Annotated in this window: 17 protein-coding genes; 9 read left to right on the top strand and 8 right to left on the bottom strand. The window is 61.9% G+C overall.

Going from position 1 to position 16,312, the window contains the following annotated elements; translation table 11 throughout:
- The first annotated feature begins 12 nt into the window (after window positions 1-12).
- Complete coding sequence (locus HN018_RS20985) at window positions 13-774, top strand: SDR family NAD(P)-dependent oxidoreductase (protein WP_171836986.1); 762 nt, start codon at window positions 13-15, stop codon at window positions 772-774.
- Between the two features lie 35 nt (window positions 775-809).
- Window positions 810-1,583: an SDR family NAD(P)-dependent oxidoreductase gene (locus HN018_RS20990; protein ID WP_171836985.1), complete on the top strand. Its 774-nt coding sequence runs from the start codon at window positions 810-812 to the stop codon at window positions 1,581-1,583.
- Between the two features lie 16 nt (window positions 1,584-1,599).
- Here the strand turns inward: HN018_RS20990 and HN018_RS20995 are convergent, their stop codons facing one another.
- The 4 genes from HN018_RS20995 to HN018_RS21010 are packed head-to-tail and all read right to left on the bottom strand — an operon-like array spanning window position 1,600 to window position 4,028.
- Entirely contained in the window at window positions 1,600-1,962 is a 363-nt protein-coding gene (locus HN018_RS20995) for a hypothetical protein (RefSeq protein ID WP_239478878.1), read from the bottom strand.
- Window positions 1,925-2,479, bottom strand: coding sequence for a 16S rRNA (guanine(966)-N(2))-methyltransferase RsmD (rsmD, locus tag HN018_RS21000; protein WP_171836983.1), 555 nt, complete (start codon window positions 2,477-2,479; stop codon window positions 1,925-1,927). Before rsmD ends, HN018_RS20995 begins: the two co-directional genes overlap by 38 nt.
- 10 nt (window positions 2,480-2,489) lie before the next feature.
- Window positions 2,490-3,293, bottom strand: coding sequence for a pseudouridine synthase (locus HN018_RS21005; RefSeq protein ID WP_171836982.1), 804 nt, complete (start codon window positions 3,291-3,293; stop codon window positions 2,490-2,492).
- Window positions 3,294-3,296: 3 nt separating this feature from the next.
- Window positions 3,297-4,028, bottom strand: coding sequence for a gamma-glutamyl-gamma-aminobutyrate hydrolase family protein (locus HN018_RS21010; protein WP_171836981.1), 732 nt, complete (start codon window positions 4,026-4,028; stop codon window positions 3,297-3,299).
- Between the two features lie 52 nt (window positions 4,029-4,080).
- On the opposite strand from HN018_RS21010, the gene HN018_RS21015 reads away from it, so the two are divergent.
- Together HN018_RS21015 and HN018_RS21020 are read left to right on the top strand one after the other, a co-directional pair.
- Window positions 4,081-4,551 carry a nucleoside deaminase gene (locus tag HN018_RS21015; protein WP_171836980.1) on the top strand — a complete coding sequence of 157 codons (471 nt, stop codon included), beginning with the start codon at window positions 4,081-4,083 and terminating at the stop codon, window positions 4,549-4,551.
- Between the two features lie 301 nt (window positions 4,552-4,852).
- On the top strand, window positions 4,853-6,550 hold the full coding sequence (locus tag HN018_RS21020; RefSeq protein WP_171836979.1) for a Do family serine endopeptidase: 1,698 nt from the start codon (window positions 4,853-4,855) through the stop codon (window positions 6,548-6,550).
- 39 nt (window positions 6,551-6,589) lie between these two features.
- Here the strand turns inward: HN018_RS21020 and HN018_RS21025 are convergent, their stop codons facing one another.
- Entirely contained in the window at window positions 6,590-7,378 is a 789-nt protein-coding gene (locus HN018_RS21025) for a sulfite exporter TauE/SafE family protein (protein ID WP_171836978.1), read from the bottom strand.
- A 168-nt stretch (window positions 7,379-7,546) separates the two neighbouring features.
- Between HN018_RS21025 and HN018_RS21030 the strand changes: the two genes are divergently transcribed.
- The 4 genes from HN018_RS21030 (at window position 7,547) to HN018_RS21045 (ending at window position 11,446) form a co-directional block, all read left to right on the top strand.
- Entirely contained in the window at window positions 7,547-8,947 is a 1,401-nt protein-coding gene (locus HN018_RS21030) for a sugar porter family MFS transporter (RefSeq protein WP_171836977.1), read from the top strand.
- 487 nt (window positions 8,948-9,434) lie between these two features.
- Window positions 9,435-10,484, top strand: coding sequence for a GNAT family N-acetyltransferase (locus HN018_RS21035; protein WP_171836976.1), 1,050 nt, complete (start codon window positions 9,435-9,437; stop codon window positions 10,482-10,484).
- Window positions 10,462-10,881 carry a hypothetical protein gene (locus tag HN018_RS21040; protein WP_171836975.1) on the top strand — a complete coding sequence of 140 codons (420 nt, stop codon included), beginning with the start codon at window positions 10,462-10,464 and terminating at the stop codon, window positions 10,879-10,881. The genes HN018_RS21035 and HN018_RS21040 overlap by 23 nt, the downstream gene beginning before the upstream one ends.
- A 22-nt stretch (window positions 10,882-10,903) precedes the next feature.
- Window positions 10,904-11,446: an ATP-binding protein gene (locus HN018_RS21045; RefSeq protein WP_171836974.1), complete on the top strand. Its 543-nt coding sequence runs from the start codon at window positions 10,904-10,906 to the stop codon at window positions 11,444-11,446.
- On the opposite strand, the gene HN018_RS29470 is transcribed toward HN018_RS21045, so the two are convergent.
- The 3 genes from HN018_RS29470 to HN018_RS21060 all read right to left on the bottom strand — a co-directional run bounded on the left by HN018_RS29470 (window position 11,415) and on the right by HN018_RS21060 (window position 15,246).
- Window positions 11,415-11,957 carry a GNAT family N-acetyltransferase gene (locus HN018_RS29470; protein WP_171837068.1) on the bottom strand — a complete coding sequence of 181 codons (543 nt, stop codon included), beginning with the start codon at window positions 11,955-11,957 and terminating at the stop codon, window positions 11,415-11,417. The two genes, HN018_RS21045 and HN018_RS29470, sit on opposite strands and share 32 nt — an antisense overlap.
- On the bottom strand, window positions 11,957-13,108 hold the full coding sequence (locus HN018_RS21055) for a hypothetical protein (RefSeq protein ID WP_171836973.1): 1,152 nt from the start codon (window positions 13,106-13,108) through the stop codon (window positions 11,957-11,959). The genes HN018_RS29470 and HN018_RS21055 overlap by 1 nt, the downstream gene beginning before the upstream one ends.
- 260 nt (window positions 13,109-13,368) lie before the next feature.
- Window positions 13,369-15,246 (bottom strand): hypothetical protein, encoded by a 1,878-nt coding sequence (locus tag HN018_RS21060; RefSeq protein WP_171836972.1) that lies wholly within the window; start codon window positions 15,244-15,246, stop codon window positions 13,369-13,371.
- A 247-nt stretch (window positions 15,247-15,493) separates the two neighbouring features.
- On the opposite strand from HN018_RS21060, the gene HN018_RS21065 reads away from it, so the two are divergent.
- Window positions 15,494-16,270: a dienelactone hydrolase family protein gene (locus HN018_RS21065; protein WP_171836970.1), complete on the top strand. Its 777-nt coding sequence runs from the start codon at window positions 15,494-15,496 to the stop codon at window positions 16,268-16,270.
- Window positions 16,271-16,312 lie beyond the last annotated feature (42 nt).

Below are 16,312 nucleotides of genomic sequence, written 5' to 3' on the forward strand. Positions count from 1 at the left end.
GGAGGACCAGACATGGCAAAACCGGCAAACGGTCGCACTGCCCTCGTAACCGGCGCCAGTCGCGGTATCGGCCGGGCGATCGCGCTCGGGCTCGCCGGCGACGGGTTCGACATCGTGCTGAACGATATCGAACGGCAGCGGGACGAACTCGAAGCCGTCGCGGGCGAGATCGCCCGGATCGGACGGCGTGCCATCCCGTTATTCGCCGATGTCGGGAATCGCGACCAGGTGCGGGCGATGGTTGCAACCGGACTTGCGCAGGCCGGGCGGATCGACGTCGTCGTCAACAATGCCGGCATCCTGATCCCGAACCTGGTGGAAAACCTCCTCGAGCAGGAATGGGATGCGGTGATGGACATCAACGCGAAGGGCACATTCCTGGTCGTTCAGGCTGTGTTGCCGCACATGCGCGAACGTGGTTACGGGCGTATCGTCAACATCGCCTCGATCGGCGGCAAGCATGGTGCGCCGGAGCAGGCGCATTACTCGGCCAGCAAGGCGGCGGTCATGGGTTTCACCCGGGTGCTCGCGCAGGAAGTCGGACAGTTCGGCATTACCGCGAACTGCGTCTGCCCCGGCATCATCGTCACCGACATGGGCCGCACCAACCTGTCCGAGCAGGCCAGCATCGATAAATGGGTCGGCATCACGGCGTTGCGTCGCCTGGGCCAGCCCGAGGATGTCGTGGGGCCAGCCTGCTTCCTGGCTTCCGATGCGTCGGCCTTTGTCACCGGCCAGTCCCTCAACGTGTGCGGCGGTATTACCCTGAGCTGAACCGGCAGCTTTGGTCTTCGGGAAAGTCGACGACAATGTACATGCGGAAATTGCGTCTCGATGGCCGGGTCGCGGTGGTCACAGGTGGAGCCGGCGGTATCGGGCTCGCCTGCGTACACGCCCTGGCCGAAGCGGGTGCGCATGTCGTCATCGCCGATCTCGACATGACCCAGGCCGAAGCCGGGGCGCAGGCTGTCAAGGAAGCCGGCGGTCAGGCAAGCGTCGTCGCGCTGGACGTCACCAGAACGACAAGCGTCAAAGAGGCCGCTCAGGCTGTGCTCGCAAGGCTGGGCAAGGTCGATATCCTCGTCTGCAACGCCGGGATCGTCGTCTCCGAGATCAAGGCGGAAGACCTCGATGACGAGGTCTGGAACCGGCATATCGACATCAACCTGGGCGGCGTTTTTCGCTGCTGCCGCGAATTCGGCCGCAGCATGCTTCAGCAGCAACGGGGCTCGATCATCAATATCGGGTCGATGGCAGGATCCATCGTCGTCAGGCCGCAGGAACAGGCGGCCTACAACGCCTCGAAAGCCGGGGTTCATCAACTCACCCGGTCGCTGGCCGCGGAGTGGGCGATGCGCGGCGTTCGCGTGAACGCCGTCGCACCGACGTACATCGAAACGCCACTGACGCGTTTCGGAATGGCCAAGCCGGCGCTCTATGATCAATGGCTGGCGCACACTCCAATGAACCGGGTGGGACAACCAGACGAGATCGCCTCGGTGGTCCACTTCCTGGCATCGGATGCCGCAAGCCTGATGACCGGCAGCATCGTGTATGCGGATGGCGGCTACACCGTCTGGTAGCCGACGGTATCCACGTTCACGCCTGGTCGGAGAACCACCCGGCGTACGGGGTGTTGCGGGCCATGTGCCGGTTATAGTCGGGCGCGCCGTCGGTCCACCACACGGGACCACGTTCGCCCAGCGCTTGCTTTGCGGCATCCACACGCGCCCGGGCCGTTTCCCGCGCTGCCTTGTCATCCTGGCGCATCGCGGTCTGCTTGGCGCGGCGTGCGGACATGAGTTCGTGGGTGAGGCTGGCCCGGGTATCGTCGTCGAGGCCGGGGTTGGTGCAGCGCCACAACCGGCCGCGCACGACGAAGTATCGCCCGTCCGGCGTGACCGGGTAGCGCATGGCGGCAGGATCAGCCGGCACGCCAGATGCAGAGCCGCGCGGCGCCATGCCGCCGCTCCGCCAGCATCTCGATGCCGGTCGGCGCGGGCTCGTCGGCGCCGACCTCGGCAACGATCAGCGCTTCCGGCCCGATCCAGCCTTTCGCCGTCAGAGCCGCCAGGGAGGGTGCGACCAGGTTGCCGCCATAGGGCGGGTCCAGGAACACCAGCCCGGCGGCGCCCCAGCCGTCGCGCGCGGCGGACGGGCGGGTCGCGTCGCCCGGCACCACAAGGCACTGGGCCTCCACGCCGCAGGTGGCGACGTTGGCGCGCACGCAGGCCAGCGCGAACCGGTCCCGCTCGATGAAGGTGGCGCGGGTGGCGCCGCGCGACAGCGCTTCCAGGCCGAACGCCCCGGTTCCGGCGAACGCGTCGAGCACCGGGCCGTCCAACGCATCCTCGGCCCACTCGGCGTGGCGCAGCATGTCGAACAGCGCCTGCCGCACGCGGTCCGCGGTCGGGCGCGTCGCGTCTCCCTCCGGCATGGAAAGGCTGCGACCGCGCAGGCTGCCGGCAACGATGCGCATGGGCGGCCTCTCAGATCTTCGGGATCTGTTCGCGCAGGACCTTGCCGGTGACTTCCTCGAGCTCAGACTTGGCCAGCGTACTGAGCTGGAACGGGCCGTAGGAGGTCCGGATCAGCCGGCTCACATGGAAGCCCAGGCTGATCATCACGCGGCGGATCTCGCGGTTGCGGCCCTCGCGCAGCGCGATCGTCAGCCACGCATTATCGCCCTTCTGGCTGTCCAGCCCCGCCTCGATCGGGCCGTACTGGACGCCTTCCACCACCGGACCGTCGGCCAGGGCGGCCAGCTGGCGCTCGTCCACCTGGCCGAACACGCGCACCCGGTAGCGGCGGATCCAGCCGTTCGAGGGCAGTTCGAGCTGGCGGGCCAGTGCGCCGTCGTTGGTCAGCAGCAGCAGCCCCTCGCTGTTGAGGTCGAGCCGGCCGACCGACACCACGCGCGGCAGCCCCGGCGGCAGGGCGGCGAACACGGTCGGACGACCCTCGGGGTCCTTGTGCGTCGTCACCAGCCCGTCCGGCTTGTGGTAGCGCCACAGCCGGGTGCGGTCCGGCTGGTCGATCACCTTGCCGGACACCTGCACCATGTCGCCCGGCTGCACGAAGGTCGCCGGATGGGTGATGACCCGGTTGTTCATCCTGACCTTGCCCTCGGTCAGCAGCTTCTCGGCATCGCGACGGCTGGCGACACCGGCCCGCGCCAGCCACTTGGCGATGCGCTCGCCGCGGCCGGGAGCCTCTACCTCGGAAGCGTCGGGCGCCTGCACGACGACGTCGTCATCATGGTCGTCATCGCCGGGCGGAATCGTGTCGGTCATGTTCTAGCCCAATGCCGCGGAAACCAGCGCCTCGAACACCCGGCGGTCGCCGGGGTCGATGCCGAACTCGGGATGCCATTGCAGCCCGAGGCAGAAACGGCGGGCTGGATCCTCGATGCCCTCGATGACCCCGTCCTCGGCCATCGCATTGACGCGGCCGCGGCCCGGATCGCGCACCGCCTGATGGTGCGACGAGTTCACCTGCATCTCGCCGGTGCCGACGATGCGCGCCAGCAGCGTGCCGGGCTCGATCCGCACCGGATGGCCGGCCTCGTGTCGCGGGTTGGGTTGTTCGTGCGCCAAAGCGCCTTCGATGCTGTCGGGGATGTGCTGGATCAGCGAGCCACCGAGCGCCACGGCGAGCAATTGCTGGCCGCCGCAGATACCCAGGATCGGCATGTCCCGCTCCAGCGCGCCCTGCAGCAGGGCCAGTTCGGCGGCGGTACGGCCCTGTTTCAGGATCACGGTCTCATGCCGGTCGCCATCGCCGTACAGGCCGGGATCGACGTCGAACGCGCCGCCGGTGACCACCAGGGCATCGATCGTATCGAGGATCTGCGCGGTGAGGCTGGCATCGTGCGGCAGCGCCATCGGCAGGCCGCCGGCCTCGATTAGGCTGCTCATGTAGTTCTCACGCAGCGCATACCAGGGATAGAGCGAGTAGGCTGGGCTTTCCGAAGTGCCAGCCCTCTCGCTATCGAGGGTGACGCCGATGACGGGACGGGTTCGTTTCATTCGCCCTGGTTAAAGCAATATCGTCCTCTAAGGAATTCTCCGGGAGTGGGTCATGACGCCGGACGATGACACGGGAAGCCTGACGCCGATGCAGTCGGCACTGCAGCAGGCCCGTGCGGCTGCCGATCGTGGCGAGGTCCCGGTCGGTGCGCTGGTGCTGGCACCGGACGGCACTGTTCTGGCCGAGGCCGGCAACGAGGTCGAGGCGCGTGGCGATGCGTCCGCCCATGCCGAGATGCTGGTCATGCGCGCCGCCGCCGCCCGGCTCGGCCAGACCAGGCTCGAGGGCTGCACCCTGGTCGCAACCCTCGAACCCTGCCCGATGTGCGCCGCCGCCGCCTCGCATTTCCGGGTGGCGCAGGTCATGTTCGGCGCCTACGACCCCAAGGGCGGCGGCATCGAGCACGGCCCGCGTCTGTACGAACAACCCGGCTGCCTGCACCGCCCGCACACCATCGGCGGCATCCACGAACGGGAAGCCGCCAGCCTCCTCCGCCATTTCTTCCAGGCGCTCCGCAGCTAGTTCTTCCGCGATCATCCAGGATCGAGAGGGAATGCGCTGTGCCGGGTGAGAGCTCCCGCTTCGGGAGCGCCCGTCGTGGGTGTCGGGAACCGGCGCGGAGCGGCCTCCTGGCCGTGAGCACTGGAAGCGCAGGCAGCCGCGTCGGATCGCCGGCACGGCGCATTCCCGTTTGATCCCTTACGGAGGTTTCATCGGGGGGAAGGGCTGGCGCACAGCGTCCCGGCGCATTGTCTGTTGCAGTGTCGGAATTGGTCCCAGCACCGTTACTGATTGCACGGGCCCCAGAAACAGCAGGAACTCCATGTTTGATCCATCGCTCAAGACCCCCGCTCCTCGCGGCAACAGCCTGCTCCGCAACCCCAGGCGCTCCGCCCTGGCGCTCCTGGTCGCCGGCACCGCCCTGGGCGGTATCGCGGTCGGGACCATCGAGGGACGCCCGGCAGTCGCCCAGACCGCCATCCAGCCCAGCGGCATGGCGCAGAAGATCCCGGACTTCGTCGGACTGGTGAAGCAGGTGAAGCCGGCGGTGGTGTCGATCACCTCCACCCTCAAGGACGATGGCTCGGACGACGACAGCAGCCAGGGTGGAAGCCAGGGCGGCGGTGGCCAGGGTGGCCAGCAGATGCCGTTCCCGTTCCCATTCCCGTTCCAGATGGCGCCGCAGGGCCACGCCTCCCGCACCGTCGAGGCGCGCGGATCTGGCTTCATCATCTCGGCCGATGGCTTCATCGTCACCAACAATCACGTGGTCAAGGGCGCCACCAGCGTCAGTGTCACGCTCGATGACGGCACCGTCCTCAAGGCCAAGGTGGTCGGCCGCGATGCCGGCACCGACCTGGCACTGCTCAAGGTCAAGCCGTCGGCCAAGCTGTCGTTCATCGCACTCGGCGAAAGCAACGATGTGGAGCCGGGCCAGTGGGTGATCGCGGTCGGCAACCCGTTCGGACTGGGCGGTTCGGTCACTGCCGGCATCGTCTCGGCGCGCGGCCGCGATATCGGCGACGGGCCATACGACAGCTTCATCCAGGTCGATGCACCGATCAACCGCGGCAACTCGGGCGGCCCGCTGATCACCCAGGACGGCAAGGTGGTCGGCGTGAACACCGCCATCCTGTCGCCGTCGGGCGGCAGCATCGGCATCGGCTTCGCGATCCCGTCCGACGTGGTGCGGACCGTGGTGGCCCAGCTGCAGAAGACCGGCCACGTCACGCGCGGCTATCTCGGCGTGACCGCACAGGAGATCTCGCCCGGCATGGCCAAGGCGCTGAGCCTGCCGGCGACTTCGGGCGGTCCCGCGGCAGGCGCGCTGGTCGCGAGCGTGCAGGATAACAGCCCGGCGGAGAAGGCCGGGATCAAACCGGGTGACGTCATCACCCAGCTAAACGGGCAAAAGATCGCCAACCCGAAGGAGCTGGCGATCAAGGTTGCCGACGTCGTGCCGAACAGCAAGGTCACGATCTCCTACCTGCGCAACGGCACCACGCAGACCGCCGACGCGACGGTGGCCAACCTCGCCAATCGCGGTTCGAGCTCGAACGGCCAGTCCGGAGGCCAGTCCGGCAATCCCGCCGGCAACGGCTCGATCGGTGTCTCGCTGTCGCCGCTGACCCCCGAGCTGCGCCAGCAGCTCGGCATCAACGACGGCACGCGCGGCGTCGTGGTGCGTTCGGTCCGTTCGGGATCGCCTGCGGAAACCGCCGGCATCCAGGCCGGCGACGTCATCGTGGCCGTAGGCAACACGATGGTGAACAACCCGCACGAGGTGGTGGACGCGGTACATGCCGCCCTCAAGAAGGGCGATGTGGCGCTGCGCATCCTGCACAACGGACAGATGGCGTTCGTTGCCGTCTCGCCTGAAACCAGCTCGGCGAGCAACGGGGCCAACAGCAGCGGTGCCGGCAGCGACGACGATAGCGGCAACTCGAACAACGGCGACGGCAGCAGCGACCAGGACAACAACGACAGCGGCAACAGCAACGGCGGCGACCAGCCGGGCTGACGCACCGGAGCATGCTCGGCTGGGGGGCCTCCGGGACCTTCAGCCGAGCAGCTTCACGCCCACCACCACCAGGATCAGCGCGAGTGCCGGGCGAAGCACGCGTTCCGAGATCCGGGTGCCGATCAGGCTGCCGATCACCACGCCCGGGATCGAGCCCACGATCAGCGACGCGAACAGGTGCCAGTCGACCGAGCCGATCAGCCAGTGACCGGCACCGGCGAGCAATGTCAGCGGCACCGCGTGGGCGATATCGGATCCGACCACCCGCGCGATCGGCATCGTCGGATACAGCAGGATCAGCGCGGTCACCCCGATCGCCCCGGCGCCGACCGAAGAGATCGTCACCGCCACACCGAGATACAGGCCGAGCATCACCGTCAGCAGCGCAGCGCGCCGGCTGCCCGGGTTGAGGTCGTGCTGCTGCGCCCACCTCATGATGCGGTCGCGGAACACCAGGCTGGCTGCGGTGAGCAGCAGCGCCACGCCGAGCGCCACCGACAGCAGGTGTCCGGTCGAGGCCAGGGGCGGGCCGAGCCGGTAGATGATGGCCAGTGTCGCTACCGTGCCGGGCAGGCTCCCGGTCGCGAGCAGTCCGACCACGCGCCAGTCCACGGTGCCGGCGAAGCCATGCACCAGCGTTCCGGCGGTCTTGGTGGTGGCCGCGAACAGCAGGTCGGTGCCGATGGCGGTCGCCGGATGGAAGCGGAACAGAAGCACCAGGAGCGGTGTCATCAGCGATCCGCCGCCGACACCGGTAAACCCGACCAGGATGCCGACCAGCAGTCCCGATACGGCATAGGCAGGCGAGATCAACGGGTTCGTTGGCATGAAGCAGTCCTGCAGGGCAGCCCGGCACGAGACATCAGGGAGCCCGGTCTGTCCATCGCCGTCGTTTGCGGCCAAGGTCGACGCACATAATCGGTCCTGTCTCCAGGAGCCGAAGCGATGGCGACACGTTCCGTCAACGGTCGATCGCTGCCAAGAAGTGAGTGCGCCATGTCCAGCTCAGCTGCCCTTTCCCACAGTTCGGCCAGCCCGCCGATACCAACCCGGGCATTTGTCATCTGCGGCCTCGCCAGCCTCGCCGGCCTGATGTTCGGCCTCGATATCGGCGTCATCGCCGGGGCGCTCGACTTCATCGGCAAGGCGTTCAACGCCTCGCAGCGTACCCAGGAATGGATCGTCAGCATCATGATGGTCGGGGCCGCGATCGGTGCGGCCGGAGCCGGCACTTTGTCCTATGGGCTCGGCCGCAAGAAATCCCTGCTGATCGGGGCGATCCTGTTCGTCATTGGCGCGATCCTGTGCGCATTCGCGCCGTCGGTTGCGACCCTGATGATCGGGCGGGTGATCCTGGGACTGGCAATCGGCATCGTCGCCTTTACCGGGCCGCTCTACATCTCCGAGGTGGCGCCGGCGCATTGGCGCGGTGCCATGGTGTCGCTCTACCAGCTGATGGTGACGGTGGGCATCTTCGCGGCATTTGTGTCCGACAGCCTCCTGACCGCAAGCGGCAACTGGCGCCTCATGCTGGGCATCATCGCGGTGCCTGGGGTGGCGTTCCTGGTGGCGGTGGTGTTCCTGCCGGAAAGCCCACGCTGGTTCCTGCTGCGCCAGCGCCCGGAGGAAGCACGCGCGGTTCTCTACACGCTGCGGTCGGACAACAAGGCCGTGGATCGCGAGATCAGCGAGATCAGCGACCAGCTCAAGGTGCGCCAGCTCGGCGGCAGCCTGTTCCGGAACAACCCGAACTTCCGCCGGTCGGTCTATCTCGGCATCGGGCTGCAGATCATCCAGCAGCTCACCGGCATCAACGTGATCATGTATTACGCGCCGAAGATCTTCACGATCGCCGGGTTCGGTGCAGGTGCCGCGAACTGGGCCACGGCGATCGTCGGATTGACCAACGTGCTGGCGACGCTGCTCGCGATCGGGTTCTCGGATCGCCTGGGCCGGAAGCCGATGCTGTATGCAGGCTTCGTGACCATGGCGATCGGCATGGCCGCCGTCGGCATCCTGCTCTCCAGCGGTGTGCACAGCGATGCCGCACGCTACCTTCTGGTCGGCATGGTGCTGGTGTTCATCGTGGGCTTCGCCGCTGCCCCCGGTCCGCTGATCTGGACGTTGTGCTCCGAGATCCAGCCGTTGCAGGGTCGCGACTTCGGCGTCGGCTGCTCGACCGTCACCAACTGGGTGGCGAACTGGCTGGTCGGCAACACCTTCCTGACCATGCTGAGCGTGCTCGGCCAGGCCAACACTTTCTGGCTGTTCGCGGTCCTGAATGCCGGCTTCATCCTGTTCATCGTGTTCCTGGTGCCGGAAACCAAGGGCGTGTCGCTCGAGGCGATCGAGCACAACCTGATGGACGGAAAATCACTCCGCCATATCGGCGCCTGACACAGCCGGCCTCTGCGCAAGGGTATTGCGCAGAGGCCGTTTCGGGTCGGGTATCAACTCCATACATTTCATGGCAGCTGAGTTTAAAGCCGGAAGAATCGGCGGCAGGTCGATCTCACCTGTGGTGCCCAGAGCTTCGGCAGAAAGCCGTCATTTCCGTTGGCGAATTTCTTGAGCAGGCAAATCATCAAAGTTGATAGAAAGCTTCTATTGCTGAACTTGATCCCACCACCAGACTGCACGCTAACCAAGCCGCTCATCGTCGAATAACGATCATCAAGAAGCAGCGTCACAGGCATACGATAGAGTCTTGCCACTGGAGCGATGACAGTTGTGGTCCACGACCCAGGATCTTTCGCCCAATCTGGGCTCCCGGGTCCTTCCGCTTAGCTAAGCATCGCCAAGATGAGGCATTGACAAACTCGGACCAAGTTGATTCAACCCTAAACGGCGCGGGAGTTCCATGGCAGCCTGATGGGAGACCGCAATGTCAAGGCGTCTGCGACTCACGAAATTTCGGGATCTTTCTATTGATGACCCGTTTTTCGATAGCCTGAAAGCAGGTTACACCGAATTCCCTCGCTGGTTCTGTAGCAAGGCAAATGAAGATCTCTACGTCGTTGATGACGACGATGAACTGAGTGGGATGATCTATCTTAAGCGAGAAGATGGTGTTGTCGCTGATGTCATTCCGCCGCTACCAGCAAAGACTTGGTTGAAGGTCGGGACTTTGAAGATCGTCTCAAGGGGGACAAAGCTCGGCGAGCGAGTTATCAAGAAGATTTTTGATACTGCCCTCGATTTAGGCGCTGAAGGCATCTATGTTACCATCTTTGATGTCCACAATGATCTGATTGCACTCTTTTTGCGATACGGCTTCCAGCAAACTGCTGTCAAGATAACTCCAAATGGTACGGAAAGTGTTCTCACGCGCTCACTTACAGACTTTACAGGAGATCGACTTAAAGATTACCCGTTTGTCCACACTGTCGGCCAAAATTACTGGTTGTTAGCAATTTATCCGGACTACCACACGCGATTGCTGCCTGACTCCATTCTAAGAAATGAGGCACGAGAAATAGTCCAGGACGTGTCGCATTCGAATACGATCCATAAAGTCTATATTTCCGGTCTATCCCTTCAAAGAATGTCACCAGGAGATGTTGTCGTTTTTTACCGGACTACCGATCGACAGGGTCCAGCGCATTACAGGTCTGTGGTTACTTCGGTGTGCGTTATCGAAGAAGTAAAACTAAAGCGAGATTTTCGAGATATAGCGTCGTTCCTGGCCTACACTATGCCGCGAAGTGTTTTCTCAGAAGCAGAGCTACGTGAACAGTTTACAACGAGGAAGCGCCTTAGTGTCGCTAAGATGACTTATAATGCGGCCTTTAACCGCCGCACGACCCGCGGGCGCCTTATAGACGACGGCATAATGACGGTTCAACCGCGTTGGGATCTCCGGCGTTTAGACGAAGATCAACTCATGTGTATTTTAGCCGCAGGAGAAGTGAATGCGCGTCTTGTTGTCAATTAATCCGATTCACGTAGAAAACATTTTAAAGGGTATAAAGACTTTTGAATTTCGGCGCCGACTTTTTGCCCGGCGAGATATAACTACTGTATTGATCTACTCGACAATGCCGGTGGGTCGCTTTGTAGCAGAATTCGACATCGCAGATATCCTTGAAGATGACCCGGAACGCTTGTGGAAGTTCACTCAAAAAGGATCAGGAATCTCTAAACGTTTCTATGATACTTATTTCGCTGGTCGACAAAAAGCTTTTGCACTTCAAATCGGCGAACTACGTGTCTTTGACAAACCTATCAACCCTTTAGATGTGTTAGTGAATTTTACGCCTCCCCAATCATATATGTATATCGGTGGGCGTGGCGAGGACATCAGACGTCAACAACAATTAGTCCTCGTGTAAGATGGGACGTGCACACTTAATCATGGTCTTCGGCATCTCGGGAGTGGGCAAGACGACGGCATGCCAGTCATATGTAAATGTTCACCCTGATTATTTATATCAGAGGGCGAGTACGATCTTGCAGACAGCACATGGTTTGGCTGCTGAAACTCTCCGGACGGCACTTCCAAGCTCCGTAATATCGAATCAAGATGTCCTGGCTTCGGCGATTACGTCATTCAAGGACGCAAACCCTGACAAGAACATACTGCTAGACTCGCACGCAGTGATTGACAACGATGTCGTTCTGATTGAAATTCCGTTAGAAATTATTGCTGCGCTAGCACCGGACGGATTTATTTTGCTTGAAGCAGATGCGTCTTTAATTAAAGATAGAAGAAAGAAAGGATTACGAAAACGCCCGTCTCGCATGATTAATCAGATCCAAGCGGAAGCAGAGGCAGAGCGACGGGTCGTTATGTCATATGCGAACAGCCTTGACAGGCCTCTAGTAAGAGATACGGTCTACTATGGTTTCGACCTCGCGAATGCAGTTAATCAACTGAAAGCCAAGATGGCGCTGTAGGCTTCTGCGGAGCGTCGGCTTTTTGATCTTTCTCATTAAAACCCAACTCTATCGCTCGTGGCAAATAAAGATCAGTTTTACTAGAGGTTCGAGAAAATCCATAGTAATCAAAGATTCGCTCGAACATTGGCAACTTAGAGCTGTTTATGGTCAGGTGAGGCTTATCATCATCAAGCCATGTGAGTAGTTTATCAAATATTCGAACGCCTATCCCACGACCCGCGTGGGACGGCGCTACACGGACCGTGCAAATTTTGCGTTCATCATGATCTCTCTTCGCAATCCCCAGACCGACTAACTCCCCGTCTCGCTCGACGCGGAGAAGCATTCGCGAGCCAGACCGCAGACCAGGTATGACTCTGCCAGCGAACCACCGATCAATGCCAGGGTAATCGGCGGACAACGGGAGGAGGAATTCTAAGGCCTCGGCTTCAGACGGCAGCAGATCGGCTTTCGATCTCCCGCTGGAGGCCGACGGCCTAGAAAGTTTGGTAGATATGCGCAAAATCATCACTCCCCATGCTTATCACGTTCTAAAGCACCGGTGGTAGCTTCGGGATACCCTAATTTAGGGCGATGTAGAGCACCTGAGGGCATAGCTTCCATCGTCCATGTGGTTGCAGCATCAAGTCCTTTCTGGACATAATTGGCAGCTAAGTTCCCGAGTACCCCAAATGTGAACGCGATAACAATATAGGCCAAGTATATCTGTTTACCTGATCGACGAGTCATCAACTTAACAAACGCGGTGAAGTCGTTGATTTCACCCACAATAGCGCCTCTTTCTAAAGTGATTCCCGGGCTATTGAGAGATCGCTTCCAATGGTAGACCATCATACCTTCAGGAATTCCACCCGGCATGTAAGTATTCCAAAGATCATGTTCAAGCAGTCGCATTTTATGGGAAGGTGTATTCGAAATGGCTATCTCCGACTGAACTGGAATGGCTGTCAGGAAAGCTACGAGACGTAGCTTGACGCCAACACCTTGCTCAGTTCTCATATCCATTTCAATACGGTCTGGAAGTGTCCGTGCTTCGTTTACTCTAAAGTCTAAATACTCTATTTCTTCGTAACTGCTTTGGAAAAAACGGTCCGGTGTTGGGATCACTCGAACGAAAGGATTGTGTCTGTCGAAGTTGAGCGATACGCGGAGTCGGAAATAAGCCGGGACGCCCGGGGTCCAGAGGTTCGTTGCATCATTCAGAGCACCACGCTCAATCGACAACAGGGTCCCACCGTCTCGCTTGATGACTGTAAGTTCAGTAGGCGCAAATTCCTGTTTCGAAAGAGTAAAGCTATGTATCCTGCTAAAAGTTGAGTTGTCTGCTCTCAACAATTCAATGCAGCGTGGCCCTGCAGCGGCAGGCCCTGCACCACGTAACACATCGTTGAATATACCCTGGGCAATATCCGCAGCTCGAAAATAGTCTGAGCAATCAGATATTGCCTTCTCCTTGACTTCGAAAGGCATAAATATTTTGATTGCATCAATATTGGTTGGATCGTCTACAAGAACACCAAACTCAATGAAATCAAGCGCCGGCTTTCGGTCACTCCTGCGGAAAGCGCGGTCACCTGCAACGTGCCAATAGTTGAAATGCGCTTCAATCTGGGTCGTGGCCGAGTGCTGCTTGGGCTTGCACCAAATCGCAAAGCTCACATTAGACGTCATTTCTTACTCGCGACTCTGTTCTGCCGACATTCCAGCTTGTCTATATTGACGAAAATTTGGCTGAAGGGAAGTCCTTGCCGGCCTGAACCCCTTAGTGACCAACAACTGTGGGTGTATGCCTTCCAGGCAGCGGTTAAGTGTTCACTCGACGCGGCGGTGACCGTTGCTTGCACAGATATCGCTCGTGCAGCTTCAAGACAGAAAGTGAATCAGCCAAATGTTTTTTAAACAGAACTGTTTCTGAATTTTCAGCTCGGCACCAACGCATGCTCGTGCAGCATGATATCGATGGCGGCCATGACCTTAGCTTCGTCGATCCTGAAGTTACAGATCGACGGGATGAAATCATCACCGAGCCTGACCACCAGTTCTGCATCCGGCATGTCCTCGACGGCATCCTCGGGGATGAACGTCAGCGGTGTCGGATTCTCCATCGCATCTGGGTGGTGGTAGATGAACCGGTCGCCGAGATGGCCGAGGTTCCACCGGTTGGTCAGCAGCAGTCCGGGGATGTTGCAGACCCAGCGGTATTTCGCGAGCCCGGCGCCCCAGATGGCGATCAGCGCGTCGGCTTCGTGACCGCAGGCCAGGCTTTCGGTGATCGGCAGCCCGATGGTATCGACGATCTCGATACCGGTGTCTTTCGCGGCATCCCGCATCGCCATCACCAGGTCGCGCTCGATCATGATCGGGCTGCGCACGGCACCGCGTTCGCCATGGCTCCGAATGAAATCGTCCCGGCTGCCGATCCGGCTGTTATGGCCGTCCACGACCAGCACCGCCTTGCCCAGCGTGCGTGCCAGGTGCGTGACCAGGCTGGTGCAGAAGCTTTCCAGCTCGACGATGGTGCGGTTCTCGACCCGCACCCCGAACATGATGACCGGCACGCTGTCGATGCGCGCCTCGCGGCAGATCGACGCTGGCGAGGTCGGGCCGAGCGGCCGGATCGTCGCCAGGATCCGCGTCCGCATATCCGCGGTCACCTTCATCGAGGATGAACGGATCAGGGTCTGGCCGTTTTCGTAGAAGGACGGGATCGCCTCCATCAACGAGTCGGTCCGGCGATCGACGAGACCGAGCAGCTCCGGGAAGATCGCATCGAGCGGGCCATACATCTCCGGCTCGTACTGCGCCTCGAACACCATGAAGCGCGGCAGCTTCGCCCTTGGCACACCGGACACGATCGAGCCGATACCCGAGATGTCGTTCCACAGCACGTGGCCGATATGCATCGCTGTCACGCCGCGCCAGGCATGCACCGGTTTTGTGGTTCCGCGAGCGAAATAAGGTCCAAGCAGGTTCCCGTGCTGCATAATTCGGGCAAAGAACTCGCGGAACAGATCCGGCATCTGCGCGCGCATCCCGGCCGGATCGAAGCCGACGAACACCCGGCCTGCGGGAATGAAGATGCCGGCGATCCGGAAATAGATCTCGCTGGCGATCAGGAACATGACGGTCCCGGTACCCGCGTCAACCGCGCGATAGGCATAGATCACGCCATGCAGGATGAGCGCGTGCCGGACGATCATCGGCCGGCCGTCGATCGGCGAGGGAAACGTCATGTGCCCGAGCTCGATGAAGGCCAGGTTCTGCTGCTGCAACGCGCCCGAGTTGAGCAGCGCGTGCAGGTAATTGCTCTGGAGCGGCTGCCGGCGCGAACCGAAATCGATCACCTGGCTGCCCGGATGCCCCGGGCTCATCTCATCGACCGGGACATACCGGGTGCCGGTGTCGAAGCTGCCCAGGAACAGGCCCAGCAGCTCGGCGCGGCTGCCTTCGGGCAGACGGTAGAACGCCTCCTCGCGTTCATCGAGCGCCGGCGGCACCGACGTCTCCATGATCTTTGCCCAGAGCCCATCGAACAGCGAACAAGTCGCCTCGGTCAGGATCCGGCTTGCGTCCGGCGGCAACTCATGGACCGAACCACCCAGCCGGTTGAGGTTCTCGTCCAGGTACCAGGTCGCAAGATCGCCTCCGTCATGCTGGAAGCACAGGATCACCAGCGGTGCCAGACCGAGATAGGCGATGGTCGGTGTCCAGCCGGGAACGTAGATCGCGGGTCTGCCGTCGTTCCGCACTTCACCGAGCTGGTCGACATCGACCAGCATGCCGTCGTGTAGCAACATGACCGCTGGACCTTCTCAACCTGGAACCGCCGGCTTCCACAGCCGGAGATGAAGGCGGCATTGTCGCCCGGCCCGGTTGATCGGCCAAGTCATGACAGCCCGGATGGCGGTCCGACGGCTGCCTGCCACCGGCTCACCCGGACCCATTCCGTCTGGACAACGGCTCGCATCGGGTCACCATCCACCAGGACGGTGCCGCCGACGATCGCGGTGCGATACCGGACAACCATGCATCGGGAACCATGCGATGATCATCACCAGTGACGAGACCGCGGACATCCCCGTTCCCGGCGCGTCGTCTTCGATGCGGTTGCACCTGTTCCGGCCGGCGATGCCTGGCCGGTATCCGGGCATCCTGCTGTTTTCCGAGATCTACCAGGTAACCGACCCGATCCGCCGGCTTGCGGCGATGGTCGCCGGGCAGGGCTACGTGGTGGCGGTGCCGGAGGTCTATCACGAGTACGAACCGGCAGGTACCGTTCTCCGCTACGACGCACCGGGCACCGAGCGGGGCAACGCGCTCAAGTTCGCCAAGCCGGTCGCCGGCTTCGACGCCGATGCTCGTGCGGCGGTCGGGTTCCTGCGCGACCACCCCGCTTGCACCGGCCGGATTGGCAGCCTCGGCATCTGCCTCGGCGGCCACCTGGCCTATCGGGCGGCCCTCGATCCGGCAGTGTCGGCAGTGGCCTGCTTCTATGCCACCGACATCCATTCGAAATCGCTCGGCGAAGGCCGGAACGACGACAGCCTGGCGCGGATGGACGAACTCAAGGCTGAGGCGCTGTTCGTCTGGGGCCGGCAGGACCCGCATGTCCCGTTCGCCGGCAGGCAGGCGATCCGCGAGCGGCTGGAGGAGGTCGGCGCGCGCTACGAGTGGCATGAGGTCAACGGCGCGCACGCGTTCCTGCGCGACGAGGGCCCGCGCTACGACCCGGCCCTGTTCCTGCAGGCGATCGGCTGGACGCTGGCCCTGTTCCAGCGGACGCTGGGCGGACATGAGCCAGCCGGCCCGGCAGCGGGCTAGATCCGTTCGGGGACACGGCCGCCCGAGCCGTCGTCCCCGATC

This window comes from Lichenicola cladoniae (assembly GCF_013201075.1).
GTDB classification, from domain to species: domain Bacteria; phylum Pseudomonadota; class Alphaproteobacteria; order Acetobacterales; family Acetobacteraceae; genus Lichenicola; species Lichenicola cladoniae.